General features: G+C 38.6%; 15 protein-coding genes. 4 read left to right on the forward strand and 11 right to left on the reverse strand.

Annotated elements, in window-relative coordinates:
• Positions 1-121: 121 nt before the first annotated feature.
• Positions 122-2,002 carry an AraC family transcriptional regulator gene (locus tag R6U77_RS02225; protein WP_319837254.1) on the reverse strand — a complete coding sequence of 627 codons (1,881 nt, stop codon included), beginning with the start codon at positions 2,000-2,002 and terminating at the stop codon, positions 122-124.
• A gap of 122 nt (positions 2,003-2,124) precedes the next feature.
• On the opposite strand from R6U77_RS02225, the gene R6U77_RS02230 reads away from it, so the two are divergent.
• Genes R6U77_RS02230 through R6U77_RS02240 form a run of 3 tightly spaced genes read left to right on the forward strand, consistent with a single transcriptional unit; the run spans position 2,125 to position 5,074 of the window.
• Positions 2,125-3,285 carry an AraC family transcriptional regulator gene (locus tag R6U77_RS02230; protein ID WP_319837255.1) on the forward strand — a complete coding sequence of 387 codons (1,161 nt, stop codon included), beginning with the start codon at positions 2,125-2,127 and terminating at the stop codon, positions 3,283-3,285.
• Between the two features lie 44 nt (positions 3,286-3,329).
• The gene (locus R6U77_RS02235; protein WP_319837256.1) at positions 3,330-4,277 is read left to right on the forward strand and encodes an ABC transporter substrate-binding protein; all 948 of its coding nucleotides are present in this window, start codon (positions 3,330-3,332) and stop codon (positions 4,275-4,277) included.
• A complete protein-coding gene (locus R6U77_RS02240) occupies positions 4,274-5,074 on the forward strand; it encodes an alpha/beta hydrolase (protein WP_319837257.1) in 801 nt (266 codons plus the stop codon). The genes R6U77_RS02235 and R6U77_RS02240 overlap by 4 nt, the downstream gene beginning before the upstream one ends.
• 198 nt (positions 5,075-5,272) lie before the next feature.
• Here R6U77_RS02240 and rho read toward each other — a convergent pair whose 3' ends face one another.
• The 8 genes from rho to R6U77_RS02280 form a co-directional block, all read right to left on the reverse strand.
• The gene (gene rho, locus R6U77_RS02245; protein WP_293921481.1) at positions 5,273-6,556 is read right to left on the reverse strand and encodes a transcription termination factor Rho; all 1,284 of its coding nucleotides are present in this window, start codon (positions 6,554-6,556) and stop codon (positions 5,273-5,275) included.
• 122 nt (positions 6,557-6,678) lie between these two features.
• Positions 6,679-7,635 carry a class II fructose-bisphosphatase gene (gene glpX, locus R6U77_RS02250; protein ID WP_293921479.1) on the reverse strand — a complete coding sequence of 319 codons (957 nt, stop codon included), beginning with the start codon at positions 7,633-7,635 and terminating at the stop codon, positions 6,679-6,681.
• 53 nt (positions 7,636-7,688) lie between these two features.
• Complete coding sequence (locus R6U77_RS02255) at positions 7,689-8,960, reverse strand: UDP-N-acetylglucosamine 1-carboxyvinyltransferase (protein WP_293921477.1); 1,272 nt, start codon at positions 8,958-8,960, stop codon at positions 7,689-7,691.
• A gap of 29 nt (positions 8,961-8,989) precedes the next feature.
• A complete protein-coding gene (gene fsa, locus R6U77_RS02260) occupies positions 8,990-9,640 on the reverse strand; it encodes a fructose-6-phosphate aldolase (RefSeq protein WP_319837258.1) in 651 nt (216 codons plus the stop codon).
• A gap of 157 nt (positions 9,641-9,797) precedes the next feature.
• Positions 9,798-10,652 carry a class II fructose-bisphosphate aldolase gene (locus R6U77_RS02265; RefSeq protein ID WP_319837259.1) on the reverse strand — a complete coding sequence of 285 codons (855 nt, stop codon included), beginning with the start codon at positions 10,650-10,652 and terminating at the stop codon, positions 9,798-9,800.
• Between the two features lie 162 nt (positions 10,653-10,814).
• Positions 10,815-11,192, reverse strand: coding sequence for a response regulator (locus R6U77_RS02270; RefSeq protein ID WP_319837260.1), 378 nt, complete (start codon positions 11,190-11,192; stop codon positions 10,815-10,817).
• A gap of 261 nt (positions 11,193-11,453) precedes the next feature.
• Positions 11,454-11,618, reverse strand: a complete 165-nt coding sequence (locus tag R6U77_RS02275) for a hypothetical protein (RefSeq protein WP_319837261.1) — start codon at positions 11,616-11,618, stop codon at positions 11,454-11,456.
• A gap of 89 nt (positions 11,619-11,707) precedes the next feature.
• On the reverse strand, positions 11,708-12,559 hold the full coding sequence (locus R6U77_RS02280; RefSeq protein ID WP_319837262.1) for a helix-turn-helix domain-containing protein: 852 nt from the start codon (positions 12,557-12,559) through the stop codon (positions 11,708-11,710).
• Positions 12,560-12,645: 86 nt separating this feature from the next.
• Between R6U77_RS02280 and R6U77_RS02285 the strand changes: the two genes are divergently transcribed.
• The gene (locus R6U77_RS02285; protein WP_293921463.1) at positions 12,646-13,206 is read left to right on the forward strand and encodes a DUF2529 family protein; all 561 of its coding nucleotides are present in this window, start codon (positions 12,646-12,648) and stop codon (positions 13,204-13,206) included.
• A 46-nt stretch (positions 13,207-13,252) separates the two neighbouring features.
• On the opposite strand, the gene R6U77_RS02290 is transcribed toward R6U77_RS02285, so the two are convergent.
• Both R6U77_RS02290 and rpoE read right to left on the reverse strand, forming a co-directional pair.
• Positions 13,253-14,851, reverse strand: coding sequence for a CTP synthase (locus tag R6U77_RS02290; protein ID WP_319837263.1), 1,599 nt, complete (start codon positions 14,849-14,851; stop codon positions 13,253-13,255).
• A 225-nt stretch (positions 14,852-15,076) separates the two neighbouring features.
• A complete protein-coding gene (gene rpoE / locus R6U77_RS02295) occupies positions 15,077-15,625 on the reverse strand; it encodes a DNA-directed RNA polymerase subunit delta (protein ID WP_293921459.1) in 549 nt (182 codons plus the stop codon).
• Between the last annotated feature and the right edge of the window lie 7 nt (positions 15,626-15,632).

Below are 15,632 nucleotides of genomic sequence, written 5' to 3' on the forward strand. Positions count from 1 at the left end.
ATACATTTTATTGATAATGATTATCGTTATCAAATATACTATATTTCTCTTATTTTATGCAATGTTATTTTCATCAAGCTAAAGGGCTGTCCTAATACAGAACAGCCCTACTACATTCACTTTATTGCGCTGATTTTGCTGCTTGCACAATCGTTTCTGCCATTTCCTCTGCTTGATGCAATGCAGAAAGCGGGTCAGAAGCAAAATAATATTCTGGCGCTAGATTAAGCGTTTCATTATTTTTCACTACATCTAAATTCGTCCAAGTTGCAGGAAAATTCTCCTCTGGATTGAAGAAATTAATGACAAAGACGTAATCTCCTACATAGTCACCCACTACCTCGTAGGAAATATCATAACGACCATTATTTGATTCCTTCGTATCAAATAACTCCTGTACTTTTTCCTGTGGCTTCATGCCCAATACTTGATACAATGCACGTCCACCCGATACGCTATTATTCGCTACAACTGTGGCATTTTTCTCAAATACATCAAAAATCGTAAATGTTGCATCTTCAGGAATAGCCGCATAAATTTTTTCACGAGCAGCTGCTATACGCTTTTCAAAGTCCTGCGCAAACTTTTCTGCTTCAGCTTGGCGACCTAAATATTCCCCCATTGCCTTCACTTCATCTACCGCCGACTGATGGGCTGATTCAGAAAAGACAATTGTCGGTGCAATTTTTTCAAACTTTTCTACATCCTCTGCATTCCATGTAATAATTAAATCTGGCTTTAGCTCTAATATTTTTTCTAATGAAGCACTGCCATCTGTCCCGATATTCGTAATTTCTCCCTCTTTATAATATTGCTTTAAAAAAGCGGCATAATCTAAATTCGCTACAACGGCACCAACTGGCACAACATCCAACGCAAGCATTTGCCCTAAATACCAATCTGTCACAACTCGCTCTGGCTTAATTGGTATTTCTACTTCACGCCCTGCATCATCTGTAATTACTCTTGTTGTCGCTTCTTCCTTCGCTGTATCTTCTGATTTTTCTGTTGCATCTGCTCCGCAGGCAGCTAACAGTAAAATTAAGCTGAATAAAAATGGTGTTGCTAATTTTTTTAACATGAACGTATTGCTCCCATTCTCAAATAATTTAGCTTGCATAAGCTGATTATCATTATATTGAAAATGATTCTCATTATTAATAGACTTATCGGACATATTAACTGGATATTTCAGTCTGTATTCACTCGGTGTTATATGTAGCTGTTTTTTAAACATTCGGCTAAAGTAATATTCATCCTCATAGCCAATTGCCAATGAAATTTCTTTAATGCTTAAAGAGGTACCTTGCAAATACTTCTGTGCTAGCATCAAACGATATTGCTGTAAGTAATTTTGCGGTCCCTCTCCATAACGCTCTTTAAAAATACGCAGCAAATGACGCGTACTAATATTTAAAAAATCAGCTAGCTTTTGTACTGTTATTTGCTGATTTATATTTTTTTCTATATATATTTTAGCGCTCTCGGCTAAATCCACCTCATGCACTATAGCTTTTCCTGTTGCTAGCTCCTGAAAAATTTGCGCAACTAATTCATAAAAGCTTCCTTTGGCAAATAAATGATTTGGAGAGGAATCCTCCTGCCATTTGCTATACATATTTTGTACTAAAGATTCAATTGCCACTGGATTATTTGGTATACATGAAAAGGTTGTATGAAAAGGCCTACATTTTATATATAAATGCTGAAGTAAGGCATCCACATACATCACATCACCTTGATAATAAATCATGTAATAGCTTACAGTGCTTGCTGCTTTATATTGCAGTTGCTCTGATTTCCCTATGTGAAATATACTAAAACGCGTTATATGATACGGAATTTGACCAATACAAAGCTCCATCTCCCCTTTCACAATGATGAGAAAGGCACTATGTGGCATAATGCGCTTACTAGCTTTTACTGAATTGCTGACATACTCCATCTTCTTTATTTTTACATAGGCATTCTCCCATAACAGCATATGCGTTTTATAATCCATGACGTTGCCCCCTTGTATTGCTATCTAGCATTGAAATACTTCATTAATTTTTATACAATACGATTAATTGAGAATAATTTTCATTTAAATTCATTTTCCCAAATAAGAGGTGATTCTGCAATATGGCAACGCCAATATCATTAAAAGATGTTCGACAATATATGATTCAGCACCACCATCAGCCCTTATCCATTGAATATTTAGCGGAAATTGCTGGCTTAAGTGCTAGTTATTTTAGTGAGGCATTTAAAAAGGCTTATGGGCAAAGCGCTATGGACTATTTGACAGAGCTACGTATTGGACATGCAAAACAGCTATTACGAGATGGCGATTTATTACTGCGAGACATTGCTAAAAAGGTTGGCTATAATGACGAATTTTATTTTAGTCGCAAGTTTAAAAAAGAGGTTGGTGTTTCCCCCTCTGCTTATAGCAAAATAGCTCGTCAACGTGTTTCCACATTTTCTGTCGCTATTACAGGAGATTTATTAGCGCTCGGTATTACACCTGTTGCTGCACCGTTAAATGCAAAGTGGAGCCCTTATTATTACAATCATTATCAAGAGAAAGTGCCTGTGCATTTAACGATTTTTGATGAGGAGTCAGAGGGCAACTTTAGAAAGCTTGCAGAAGCTAAGCCAGATATCCATCTTTTTCAGAAGGAGCTGGCCCCTGCAATGATCAATTGGCTAGAGGAAATTGGTGTGCAAAATATGCAGATTCAAGCTAACAATTGGCAGGAACAGCTATTAGAAATTGCTCATATTGTGAATCGACAAAAGGAATATATGTGCATTATTCACAGCTACGAGCAAAAAGTAGTGCAAGCGAGACAAGCTATACAACAGGCAGTAGGTAATGATGTTTTTGCAGTTCTTCGATTATGTGAGGATCATTTATACTGCTATTGCAATCAAGGGATACAGGATGTTCTTTTTACTGATTTACAGCTTCAGCCAATTGATGCACAAAAGAAAACATGTAATGAGCAAATAACGCTTGAGCAGCTACTCGCTATCAACCCCGACCGTTTATTGTTTATTATTTGCCCTGATGCAGCTACACGGCATTATTGGCTTACATTACAATACAATGATAGCTGGAAAAAATTAAAGGCTGTGCACAATGGACATGTTGATGTATTACCATCCAATCCTTGGTTTGAGTATTCAGCAATTGCTATTCATCGAATGCTTGATGAAGCATTATTAATACTAACAGGGAAAAATCCAAATCCTTTCCCTGATTTTGTCCATGGTATCCTATCCAATGCTGAATTATAATTCCATTTGAGAATGATTATCAGTAAAAGGAGAATTGGAATAACATGAACAAACGAATGTATATATTCACACTTTTGTTGCTAACGATTAGTGTGTTAGCAGCCTGTAACGCACAATCAGAAAAAACAGAAGCAGCACCACCAACATCAGCAGAAGGCGCTGTTTATCCGTTAACAGTACAGGATGAGCTTGGGCATGATGTCACACTGCCAGCAAAGCCTACAAGAATATTTGCACCTATTTTAGAGGATTCTTTGCTCGCTGTAGGTGTCAAACCTGTTGTGCAATGGTCAAATGGAGTAAACCCACCGCTTTATTTACAGGATGAACTGGACGGTGTACCTGAAATTAGCTTTGCGAATGGAGCACCGTCTCCTGAAGCACTTATGTCTTATAAACCAGATTTAATTATTTTAAACAACTCATTTTATGTGGAAAATGGCACATATGAGCAATATGCTAAAATTGCCCCTACCTATGTATTTAACAATGCTTCTAGCGACATAGCTGGGACGATTCAAGTAATGGGGCAGCTGTTAGATAAGCAAGATACAGCGAAGCAAGCTGTGCAGGACTATCAACAAAAAGTCGATGCAGCAAAGGAGCAGCTAACTGCTGTAACTGCGAATAAAAAAGTAGCATTAATTCGCTTTAACGCAAAAGGAATGTTTTTTATGACAGATGAATATTTTAGCGGCTATGTGTTAACACATGAACTAGGCTTTACTTTAAGCGATTTCGTAAAAAATGGAGCTTTCGAGGTTTCATTAGAAATTTTACCTGAGCTAGATGCTGACTATATTTTCTTAATTAACGATGGCAATTTAGGGGATGAATTTTTAAAAGAGCTCAAGGACAGCCCTATTTGGCAAAGTACAGCGGCATTCAAAAATGGACAAGTGTATGAAACTTGGGATGACCATTGGCTCAACGGTGGGCTTCATGCACATGAAAAGGTAATTGACGATGTATTGGAGTATTTAGTGCCATGACAAAAATGATGACAACCGCTTATATGTCTAATAATTACTTTGAATATGCGATGACCTCTGAAAAACAATTAGACTATCGTATTTTAATTGCTTCTCCAACCGATGAGCCACCAGCAGAGGGCTACGCAGTTATCTATGTATTAGATGGGGATGCACTTTTTGCAACGCTGGCAGAAGCCGTCAAATTGCAAACACGAAAGCCAAAGGGCTATGAGCCTATTATCGTTATTGGTATTGGCTATCCCTCCAGAGAGCCTTTTGATTTCGAACGTCGATTTTATGATTTCACACCACAGGTTCATGAAAGTCAGCTAAACCCTCGTCCAGATGGCTCAGCATGGCCAGCAAATGGGCATGCTGACGATTTTCTGGATTTTCTTGAGCAGGAGCTGATGCCTGCTGTAGCAGAGGAATGGCCTATTAATCTGAACAAACAGGCTATTGTAGGTCATTCATTAGGTGGGCTATTTACACTTTATACTTTATGTGCAAGGCCACATTTATTTAGCCATATTGTCGCTGGTAGCCCTTCTGTTTGGTGGGGGGACAATGATTTATTGAACAAGCTAGCTTCCTTTGCTGGAACATCGCAAGGTAGTCAGTCCATTCAGCTACTGCTTACAATTGGTGCGAATGAATTACCTGATATGCTGGAAGGTGCTAATCAAGTTGCTGAATATATGAAGCAGCTTACTAAACAAATCAACACACAGTATGTCATATTTTCTGAAGAAGACCATGTCAGTGTGCTACCATGTATGCTTAGTAGAATTCCTCGCTTTTTACATGGCGAATAAAAAAACGGGGCCGTCCAGAAAGTGAACTTTCTGAACAGCTCCGCTTTTTTACATAGTCAATTTTTGATTAAAATTGTGCTCCTGCGGTGGTCACAATAGAGCTTTTCTGCGACGAGTAACCGCAGGAGCAAATTGTCACCATCCTCATCGCAAAGGGGGCGTCCCAAAATGACTTTTCGGACGCCTCCTTTTATTTGATTAGAGCAACCCTTTACCGTTCGTTGCTTTTTTCATATCTTGGTTGAGCTTCTCGAAAAATTCCTCATTGGATTCCGTTGTGCGGAGCTTGCGTAAAAACTTTTCAGCAAAGTCTGGTGCATCGCTAAACGTTTTGCGAATTGCCCATAATTTTTCAAGCTGCTCTTTCGGGATAAGCAATTCTTCCTTACGCGTACCTGAACGACGAATATCAAGTGCAGGGAAAATACGGCGCTCTGCTAAGCTACGATCTAAATGTAGCTCCAAGTTCCCTGTTCCTTTAAATTCCTCATAAATTACTTCATCCATACGGCTTCCTGTATCAACTAAGGCTGTCGCTAAAATGGTTAAGCTACCACCTTCTTCAATATTACGTGCCGAACCAAAAAAGCGCTTTGGACGGTGGAATGCCGCTGGGTCAATACCACCAGATAACGTACGGCCGCTTGGTGGGATAACTAAGTTATAGGCACGTGCTAAACGAGTAATAGAATCCATTAAAATAATGACATCACGCTTATGCTCTACTAGGCGACGTGCGCGTTCCAATACGATTTCTGCTACTTTGACATGATTTTCAGGTACTTCATCAAATGTAGAAGAAACAACATCTGCTTTGACAGAGCGCTCAATATCCGTTACTTCCTCTGGACGCTCATCAATTAATAGAACGATAAGTTCTGCCTCTGGATAATTTGTTGTAATGGCATTGGCGATTTCTTTAAGTAAAGATGTTTTCCCTGCTTTTGGTGGTGCAACGATTAAACCACGTTGACCAAAGCCAACAGGTGCAATTAAATCCATGATACGTGTAGAGAGCTTTTTAGAAGTTGTTTCAAGCTTAATATGGCGATCTGGATAGAGCGGTGTTAATGCCGGGAAATGCACACGCTCCTTTGCCACTTCAGGGTCTTCCCCATTCACTGCGTCTACTTGCAATAAGCCATAATAGCGTTCATTTTCTTTTGGTGGACGCACCTTACCTGAAACTTTGTCTCCATTTCGTAAATCAAAGCGACGAATTTGAGAGGCAGAAATATAAATATCTTCTTTAGAAGGAGAATAGTTGATTGGACGTAAAAATCCAAAGCCTTCCTGTGAAACGATTTCAAGTACGCCTTCCATAAAGAAGAAGCCTTCTTGTTCAGAGCGTGTTTTTAAAATCGCAAAAATTAATTCTTTTTTTGTTAATTTGCTATAATAAGAAATTTTGTAATCTCGCGCAAGAGCATAAAGCTCTTTTAAAGTCATATTTTCTAATTGCGCAATTGTAAGTGATGCCATATGATGACCCCAGTCTTTTTAAATTTTACTTATTGGAGAATCGTTGAAGCTAATCATCATTGATTAGTCGACTTTCTTAAGAAGAGTAGGGCCGATTCGCTTCAGCCCTACTTTATAGAAGCTTAATACGTTGGTTTTTTTTCGATGCTGTGACGACCTTCAATGAATCGTACAGTACCTGATTTTGCACGCATTACAACGGAATGTGTTAATGCATACGCACCTTTATATTGAACGCCTCGTAAAAGCTCACAATCTGTTACAGCTGTTGCTGCAAAAATTGCATCATCACCTTTTACTAAGTCATCCATATATAATACTTTATTCACGTCAATCCCCATTTTATTACAACGTTCTAGCTGCTCCTCATCTTCAGGTACGAGCTTCGCTTGGAAGTCACCGCCTAGGCATTTTAAAGCAACCGCTGAAATAACACCCTCTGGAGCGCCACCGATACCGAACATTATATCGATACCTGTTTCATCAAACGCTGTATTAATTGCTGCACCGACATCTCCATCTTGAATGAATTTAATGCGTGCACCTGCTTCGCGAATTTCATCAACAATCGCTTGGTGACGTGGACGATCTAGCAATGTCGCTACAACGTCTGAAATATCTTTATTTTTTGCCTTGGCAACTTGTAGCAAGTTGTATGTGACAGAGGCATTAATATCAACTTTGCCTGCCGCTTCTGGACCGACAGCAATTTTATCCATATACATGTCTGGTGCATTTAATAAGTTGCCACGGTCTGCAATGGCTAATACAGTCATTGCACCATTAGCACCCTTTGCAACGATGTTTGTACCTTCTAATGGGTCTACAGCGATATCTACTTCTGGACCACCGTTACGCAAGCCTAGCTCTTCACCAATATAAAGCATCGGCGCTTCGTCCATCTCGCCTTCCCCGATTACAACAGTCGCATGCATTGGAATTGTGTCAAACATTGTACGCATCGCTGTTGTAGCTGCATCATCGGCAGCGACCTTTTCGCCTCGCCCCATCCATTTTGCAGATGCAATCGCTGCTGTTTCTGTTACTCGTACTACTTCCATTGATAAACTGCGTTCCATGTTTCCTTATCCTCCTGCTATCATACTTGCATATTTTTCTAAATCATTGATTGCTATTTGCTTGTATGTACAATGGTTTCACGGCGAATTTCCGCTCCAAGTGCACAAAGTTTTTCAATCAAGCCACCGTAGCCTCGCTCGATATGGTAAATGTCGTGAATTTCTGTTTCACCTTCTGCAATTAAGCCTGCTAATACTAATGCTGCACCTGCGCGCAAATCTGTCGCAGTTACCGTTGAGCCTTGCAGTTGTGTAGGTCCTTGAATAATTGCTGTATTTCCTTCTACCTTTGCGTTGGCATTCATTCTACGTAGCTCATCAATATGCTTGAATCTTGCAGAGTATATTGTATCCGTTACTTTCGACGAGCCAACTGCTTGCGTTAGCAAAACTGATAGCGGCTGTTGAATGTCTGTAGCAATACCAGGATAAACAAGTGTTTTTATATCGACTGCTGTTAAATCTGTCGTTTGCTTCGGTATAAAAATACTTTCCTCCCCAGTCTCTATTTTAACGCCCATTTCTCGCAATTTCGCTACTAATGACTCTACATGGAGTGGAATCACATTGTCGATTGTGACACCATCGCCAATAGCAGAGGCCATAATCATAAACGTTGAGGCTTCAATACGATCAGGAATAATGGTGTGCTTCGTCCCGTGTAATTCCTCTACACCGTCAATGCGAATAACGCTCGTACCGGCACCTTTAATTTTTGCCCCCATATTCGTCAATAATGTCGCAACATCGATAATTTCGGGTTCTTTTGCCGCATTTTCAATCACCGTGCGCCCTTTTGCACGCACAGCAGCAAGCATAATATTAATTGTTGCACCTACGCTTGCAACATCTAAATAAATTTTCGCACCGATTAGCTCATCCGCACGCAAATAAATTGCACCATGCTCATTCGTCACAGTCGCCCCCAATGCTTCAAAGCCTTTAATATGCTGGTCGATTGGACGCGGACCTAAAAAACAGCCCCCTGGTAAACCGATAACAGCTTTTTTAAAGCGACCTAGCATTGCGCCCATCATGTAATAAGAGGCACGTAGCTTTTTGACATTGCCATTTGGCATAGGCATTGCCGTCATTTTACTTGGATCAATCGTCATTTGCCCGTCTTCAAATGACACTTCTCCACCAATTTCCTCTAGTAAAGCTTTTAATGTCCATGCGTCAGAAATCGCTGGGATTCCTTCAATTGTTACGGAAGAATTCGCTAGGATTGATGCTGGAATTAAAGCAACCGCACTATTTTTGGCTCCACTAACTTTCACTGTACCTTTTAAACGTCGTTGTCCTGTAATTTTATAAACATCCATAACGATTCTCCCTTAAAAAGAATGGCTCATTATTGTCCTTGGCGCTTTGACCAGTCCGCTAAAAAACCTTCGATTCCTTTTGCTGTTAATGGATGGTTAAATAATTGCTGTAATACGTTAAATGGTGTTGTTGAAATATGAGCACCAGCTAGAGCTGCGTCTGTAATATGTTGTGGGTGACGGATTGATGCAGCAATGATTTCTGTTTTAATATCGTGAATTGTGAAAATATCTGCAATTGTAGAAATTAACTCTACGCCATTATGACCGATATCATCTAAACGTCCAAGGAATGGAGAAACGTAAGTAGCGCCTGCGCGAGCTGCCATTAAAGCTTGGTTCGCACTGAAAATTAATGTAACGTTTGTTTTAATCCCTTTTTCTGAGAAATGCTTACATGCCTTTAAGCCTTCTGGTGTCATAGGTAGCTTCACTGTAATATTCGGATGAATTGCAGCTAGCTCTTCCCCTTCTTTAATCATGCCTTCAGCATCTAAAGAAATAACCTCACCTGAAACCGAGCCCTCAACAAGCTCTGCAATTTCCTTTAAGCGATCATGGAAGTTTACACCTGGCTCTTTTGCTACAAGCGATGGGTTCGTTGTTACGCCAGATAAAATCCCCCAAGAGTACGCTTCTTTAATTTCATCAAAGTTTGCTGTATCAATAAAAAATTTCATGCTAAAAAATCCTCCTAAAATTGCGATTTCATATTAATTCAAAAATGAAGAGAAGGCCGTTGTGACACTTCTCCTTCACATACACTGACCTTCAATAAGGGATGAAAGCTAACAATCAGTGGGAGGTGAACCCCCACCCACTGATTGAACTGTGATTTTATGCTTTTTGATTGCTACCAAATTCACGAATTTTCCCAATAACTGTTGCTTTAATCGCCTCACGTGCAGGTGTTAAATATTTACGTGGGTCATATACTTTCGTATCATTTGCTAGCACTTCACGAATTGCTTTTGTTGCCGAAATTTGGTTTTCTGTATTTACGTTAATTTTCGCTGTACCTAATGAGATAGAGCGTTGAATATCTTTTGTTGGGATACCTGTTCCACCATGTAATACTAACGGAAGGTCTGCTAATTTAGAAATTTCTTCCATTTCAGCAAATCCTAAGTTTGGCTCACCTTGGTATGGACCATGCACTGAACCTAATGCTGGCGCTAAGCAATCAATATTTGTTGCTTCTACAAGACGCTTACATTCTGCTGGATCTGCGTACATAATACCACCGATTACGCCATCCTCTTCTCCACCAACTGTACCAAGTTCTGCTTCTACAGACACACCATTTGCATGTGCGTATTCTACAACTTGCTTCGTAATGCTAACATTCTCGTCAAATGGGTGGTGAGAAGCATCAATCATAACAGAAGTAAAGCCTGCATCGATTGCTTCTTTACATTTTTCAAAGCTTGAGCCGTGGTCTAAGTGAATCGCTACAGGTACTGTAATTTTATATGATTCGATTAAACCTTTTACCATATGAACAACTGCAATGAAGCCACCCATATATTTACCAGCGCCTTCAGATACACCTAAAATAACTGGTGAATTTTCCTCTTGTGCTGCTTGTAAAATCGCTTGTGTGAACTCTAAGTTATTAATATTGAATTGCCCTACTGCGTAACCTTCTGCTTTTGCTTTAATTAACATCTCTTTCATTGAAACTAATGCCATGATTTAAATCCTCCTCGGACAGTTGTTGGTTATTGCTTATTTATGGCTCTGCTAGACATCTAGCAGGGAAAAGCCTTTAATTTCATTTTAGACAAGCTTTCACTTCGTCCAAATATTGCACGTCTCTATCATAACAAAAATGAAGGTGTCTGAAAAGTTATTTCAAACACCTTCGCTTTTACCACCACTTAGTATTTCATTCACTGCATCTCGCACTTCAAAAATATTAAACGGTTTTGTAAAATATTTTGTTGCACCTAGCGCAAATGCTTCATCAATGAGCGTTTGCTCGCCATATGCTGTCATCATCACAACATTTATTTCGTCGCTTAGTGTTCGCAGCTCTCGCAATATTTCAATGCCGTTCATCCCTGGAATTTTCATATCAAGCAAGATGCAATCAATTTTTTCCTTTTTGAATATGTCTAATGCTTCCATGCCATTTGATGCTAAATATGTTTCATACCCTTCTTTTTTAAAAACCTCGTTCAGCAATAATCGAATGCCATGTTGATCGTCTACTATTAATATGTTTGTCATTTCGGATATCTCCTATTTGCGTGCTTCAAATGGGTAAAATTGTATGTAAATAAAAAACTCATCTAATCATAAGTGATAAAGTTTTTTTGGATGCTACTGGTCACCTTATCGTAATATTAATTTCACCTTCCACAGCAATTAATATATTTATAACACACTTCTTTATTTTTTATGAATGAGTAAACATTCAGTGCATTCCTCTCAAAGATTGCCGAATAAAGATAGGTGTGTTGCCAGTAGCATCAAACCAATAATTTCGTATCAATGTCTGCTTGGTAAATCTGGAAGTGACTCTGAGAAGACTTGTCCTCCTCCGTTTAGTGATATATTACTAACAGATGAGTCTGTTTCTGCTTGTACTTGATAACCACCAACAGACAATAAAATGACACAACCTACAAATAAATTAGCTAAAAACTTTTTCATAGTAGCACCTCCTTTAATTAGTAATTTATTACAAAAAGAACAATAAATCAATATTTTTTTAAAATTCATAATATATTTTATGGTTTTTCCTATAATTTTTTCTTTAGTTGCTCTGTAATTCTAATAAAATCAATTTCACCTTGAAGCTCAAATATGCTTGTTGCTTGTCGAATATAAACTTCCGCATTGACAAATGCCTTTTCTAAAATAGATAGACGAGCTGCTTGGAATAATAGCTCTCCTAAAAAATATAATGTTTCATTTTCTAAGCAAAGCTTAATTGCTTGTTGGCAATAAAGTAACGCATCTTTGTAATCTTCTTTATACCCTAATGTTCTTGATTTACCATATAAAATCTTAATTTTCAAACGGTCATCTACATGATTTTGCTCAAAATTATCTATACACAAATTATAGTAATGAAGCGATGTATCATAATCTTTTATTTCAAAATAAACGACAGCTAAACTGCTCATAATTTCGATATCTAGAATGTCCTTCACAGCATCCTCTAACGGTAAACTTTCTTGCAGAATTCGGATAGATTTTTCTTTATTTCGTTCTAGATGGTATATGCAAATCCCCTCATTCCACTTTAAAAACCTTCGCTCTGTTGGTGAAAGGGTGTTTTTGTTATTCAATTCATTCGCAATAATATAAGAGACAGATTCATAGTCTCGTTGATGTATTAATTTCCGCACAAGCTTTTCAATTTCTGAATTTGACTGAACTGGTGTAGAATGTACATCATGAAAGAAGTTTTCGATTGGCACGCCTAATTTTTCAGCAATTTGGTGCATCACAACGCTCGATGGTGAGCTGCCGCCTTTTTCAAAGTTGCTAATCATAGCTTGTGTGCATATTCCTTTTGCTAATTGAGCTTGTGTATAACCCATTTTCTTTCTATAATATTTAATGTTTTTTGCAATTGTTTGTAACATCTTATTCTCCTAACGTATACTTTTTCATTCAATATAATGAATATATTTATATTATATTTTATTTTAATATCAATGAGGTGTTTTTTATGTCAAAAATATTAACAACACAATTAACAGGTGTCCTGCAAAAGATTCAACAAAATGAAGAGGATGCGATTGAGGAAACTGCGCGTCTATTAGCACAGGCTGCTATTGGGCAAGGTACAGTGTATTTTGCATGCTTTGATGAAATGCAAGGCATTGCTCAAAATGCGCTGTTGTCAGCAGAGCCAATGGCAAAGGTAGCACTATGGACAGCAGATACACTTCTGACAGAAACGGATCGCGTCTGCATTTTTACACGTCATGCTAATAATTCAGATGCCCTTGAATTAGCACAACAGCTTTATGATGCATTTATTCCTTTTGCAGCAATTGCTTGCGAGCAAGCTAGCAATGACAACCAGCTGAGTGAGCTTGCTTACACCTATGTTTCTCTAAACTTACGCAATCCCATTTTGCCACATCCTACAAAGCTTGGTACCCGTATTGTGATGCCATCTTTATTAGCTGCTCTTTATGTCTATGAAGCAATTAAGCTGTCCTACGATGAAATGCTCGTTTTAGACGAGGATGACGATGAGGAAATTCAATCACCTTTTGGGTAATCAAAAACGGCAGTTTGGAGAGCTTACCAAACTGCCGTTTTCCTATTTATTTATTGAATGCGGCACCAACAAACTCACGGAATAATGGTTGTGGACGTTGTGGGCGTGAAATTAGCTCTGGGTGGAACTGTGCAGCTACGAAGAATTTCTTCTCTGGTAGCTCGATAACTTCCACTAGTTTATTGTCAGGTGAAACGCCTGAGAATACTAAGCCTTCTGCCTCCATTGCTTCACGGAACTCATTATTAAATTCATAGCGGTGGCGGTGACGCTCGTACACTAACTCTTCACCGCTGTATGCCGAACGTGCTACTGAGCCCTCTTTTAGCTTACATGGATATAAGCCTAAACGTAGTGTACCACCTAAATCTGTATCCTCTGATTGATCTGGTAAGAAGTCAATAATCGGATATTTTGTGCTATTATCTAGTTCTGTTGAGTGGGCACCTTCTAACCCCATCACATTGCGAGCAAATTCAATTGTCGCAAGCTGCATACCTAAGCAAATACCTAAGAATGGTACATTATTTTCACGCGCATAGCGAATTGCTTCAATTTTCCCTTCAATACCACGATCACCAAAGCCACCTGGTACTAAAATGCCATCTGCTTGGTTTAATAGCTCTTCCACATTTTCAGCTGTTACATTTTCAGCGTTTACCCAATCAATTTCGATATCTGAATTATAAACATAGCCTGCATGCTTCAATGCCTCTACAACAGAAATATAAGCGTCCTGTAACTCTACATATTTCCCTACTAGAGCAATGCGTGTTTTGTTTTCTAAGTTTTTCACTTTATGAACAAGCTCTTTCCAATCTTCCATATCCGCTTTTGGTGCTTTAATGCCAAAATGATCTAAAACGATTTGGTCAAAGCCTTGTGCAAGTAAGTTTAGTGGCACTTCATATAAATGCTCTGCATCGCGTGATTCAATAATATCCGTTGAGCGAACATCGCAGAATAGCGCAATTTTATCCTTCATTTCCTGTGGTACAGGCTGCTCTGTACGCAATACGATAATGTTCGGTTGAATACCTAATGAACGCAATTCTTTTACAGAGTGTTGAGTTGGCTTTGTTTTCATTTCCCCAGCTGCTTTAATATAAGGCATTAATGTACAATGGATATACATCACATTTTCATGCCCTAAATCACGACGCATTTGGCGAATCGCTTCTAAAAATGATAGTGATTCGAAATCTCCTACTGTACCGCCAATTTCAGTAATAACAACATCCGCAGACGTTTCGCGACCAGCACGTTGAATGCGGTCTTTAATTTCATTTGTTACATGAGGAATTACTTGAACTGTTCCACCGTTATAATCGCCACGACGTTCTTTGTTTAAAACAGATTGATATACTTTACCTGAAGTAACTGTTGAGTGTTTGCCAAGGTTTATATCAATAAAACGCTCATAGTGACCTAAGTCTAAATCTGCCTCTGCGCCATCATCTGTTACGAAAACCTCACCATGCTGGTATGGGCTCATCGTACCTGGATCGATATTTAAATATGGATCAAACTTTTGAATTGTTACTTCTAATCCACGATTTTTTAATATGCGACCTAGTGATGCAGCAACAATCCCCTTACCTAGTGAAGATACAACGCCACCTGTTACGAAAATATACTTTGTCATCCTGTATTCCTCCTTCAAAATATAAAAAACTTGGTTCACACTACAAGTTTTGCTGGGTAAATCAACAACAAAAAACGCTCCACCTGCAGTATAGTTTGCAGGGGGAGCGTGTTACGTATACGGTCAATCTCCTTTTTTAAGGAGCCCAATTAAAAGATTAAACGGAAGCGGAAAAGAAGTCAAGAGTTTTTGCTTATGTTCATTCAATTAATGTCGAAGGCGATATTACTCCTCGATTTCTTCCTCTTCTTCTTCTAGCTCTTCTTCTTCATCGATAAGGAATTCATCATCTTCCTCTATTAAATCCTCATCAATCTCTTCGTCGATATCTTCAATTTCTTCTGTATCAAAATCGATTAGTTCTTCTTCAATTTCTTCGTCATCTTCTACGAATTCCTCGAAGTCTTCTTCAAAGCCGATATCATCTTCATCAAGATCTTCTAGCTCTTCTTCATCTTCAACTAGTTTCGATTTTTTCTTGCGTACTTTAACTGTTGGTGCAGTTTCTTCTTCAATTGTTTCAATTTTATACCAAATGCGTAGACCCCAGCCATTTTCATGGTTCAATAGAAAGCGACCATCTATGTTCATATCTGTATAAAATTGTACTAAATAGCCTTGTAATGCTTCATCAGATAAGCCATTGAAAGATTGAATTTCTTTTAATAAGTCGGCGAATAAAAGCGGTGATTTTCTTTCCTCTAAAATTGCGTATGCTAAGTCGATTAACGACTCTTCTGCTAGTTGTTCCTTTGTCATTTCACGAAGGTTCAAAATTGCG

This window comes from Lysinibacillus louembei (assembly GCF_033880585.1).
GTDB classification, from domain to species: Bacteria; Bacillota; Bacilli; order Bacillales_A; family Planococcaceae; genus Metasolibacillus; species Metasolibacillus louembei.

Bases quoted from the DNA above. Each gene is read 5' to 3' on its own strand.
- R6U77_RS02255 (WP_293921477.1), bottom strand. From the start codon at position 8,960: ATGGATGTTTATAAAATTACAGGACAACGACGTTTAAAAGGTACAGTG.
- fsa (WP_319837258.1), bottom strand. From the start codon at position 9,640: ATGAAATTTTTTATTGATACAGCAAACTTTGATGAAATTAAAGAAGCG.
- R6U77_RS02280 (WP_319837262.1), bottom strand. From the start codon at position 12,559: ATGTTACAAACAATTGCAAAAAACATTAAATATTATAGAAAGAAAATG.
- rho (WP_293921481.1), bottom strand. From the start codon at position 6,556: ATGGCATCACTTACAATTGCGCAATTAGAAAATATGACTTTAAAAGAG.
- R6U77_RS02270 (WP_319837260.1), bottom strand. From the start codon at position 11,192: ATGACAAACATATTAATAGTAGACGATCAACATGGCATTCGATTATTG.
- R6U77_RS02230 (WP_319837255.1), top strand. From the start codon at position 2,125: ATGGCAACGCCAATATCATTAAAAGATGTTCGACAATATATGATTCAG.
- R6U77_RS02290 (WP_319837263.1), bottom strand. From the start codon at position 14,851: ATGACAAAGTATATTTTCGTAACAGGTGGCGTTGTATCTTCACTAGGT.
- R6U77_RS02265 (WP_319837259.1), bottom strand. From the start codon at position 10,652: ATGGCATTAGTTTCAATGAAAGAGATGTTAATTAAAGCAAAAGCAGAA.
- R6U77_RS02240 (WP_319837257.1), top strand. From the start codon at position 4,274: ATGACAAAAATGATGACAACCGCTTATATGTCTAATAATTACTTTGAA.
- R6U77_RS02235 (WP_319837256.1), top strand. From the start codon at position 3,330: ATGAACAAACGAATGTATATATTCACACTTTTGTTGCTAACGATTAGT.
- R6U77_RS02225 (WP_319837254.1), bottom strand. From the start codon at position 2,002: ATGGATTATAAAACGCATATGCTGTTATGGGAGAATGCCTATGTAAAA.
- glpX (WP_293921479.1), bottom strand. From the start codon at position 7,635: ATGGAACGCAGTTTATCAATGGAAGTAGTACGAGTAACAGAAACAGCA.
- R6U77_RS02275 (WP_319837261.1), bottom strand. From the start codon at position 11,618: ATGAAAAAGTTTTTAGCTAATTTATTTGTAGGTTGTGTCATTTTATTG.
- R6U77_RS02285 (WP_293921463.1), top strand. From the start codon at position 12,646: ATGTCAAAAATATTAACAACACAATTAACAGGTGTCCTGCAAAAGATT.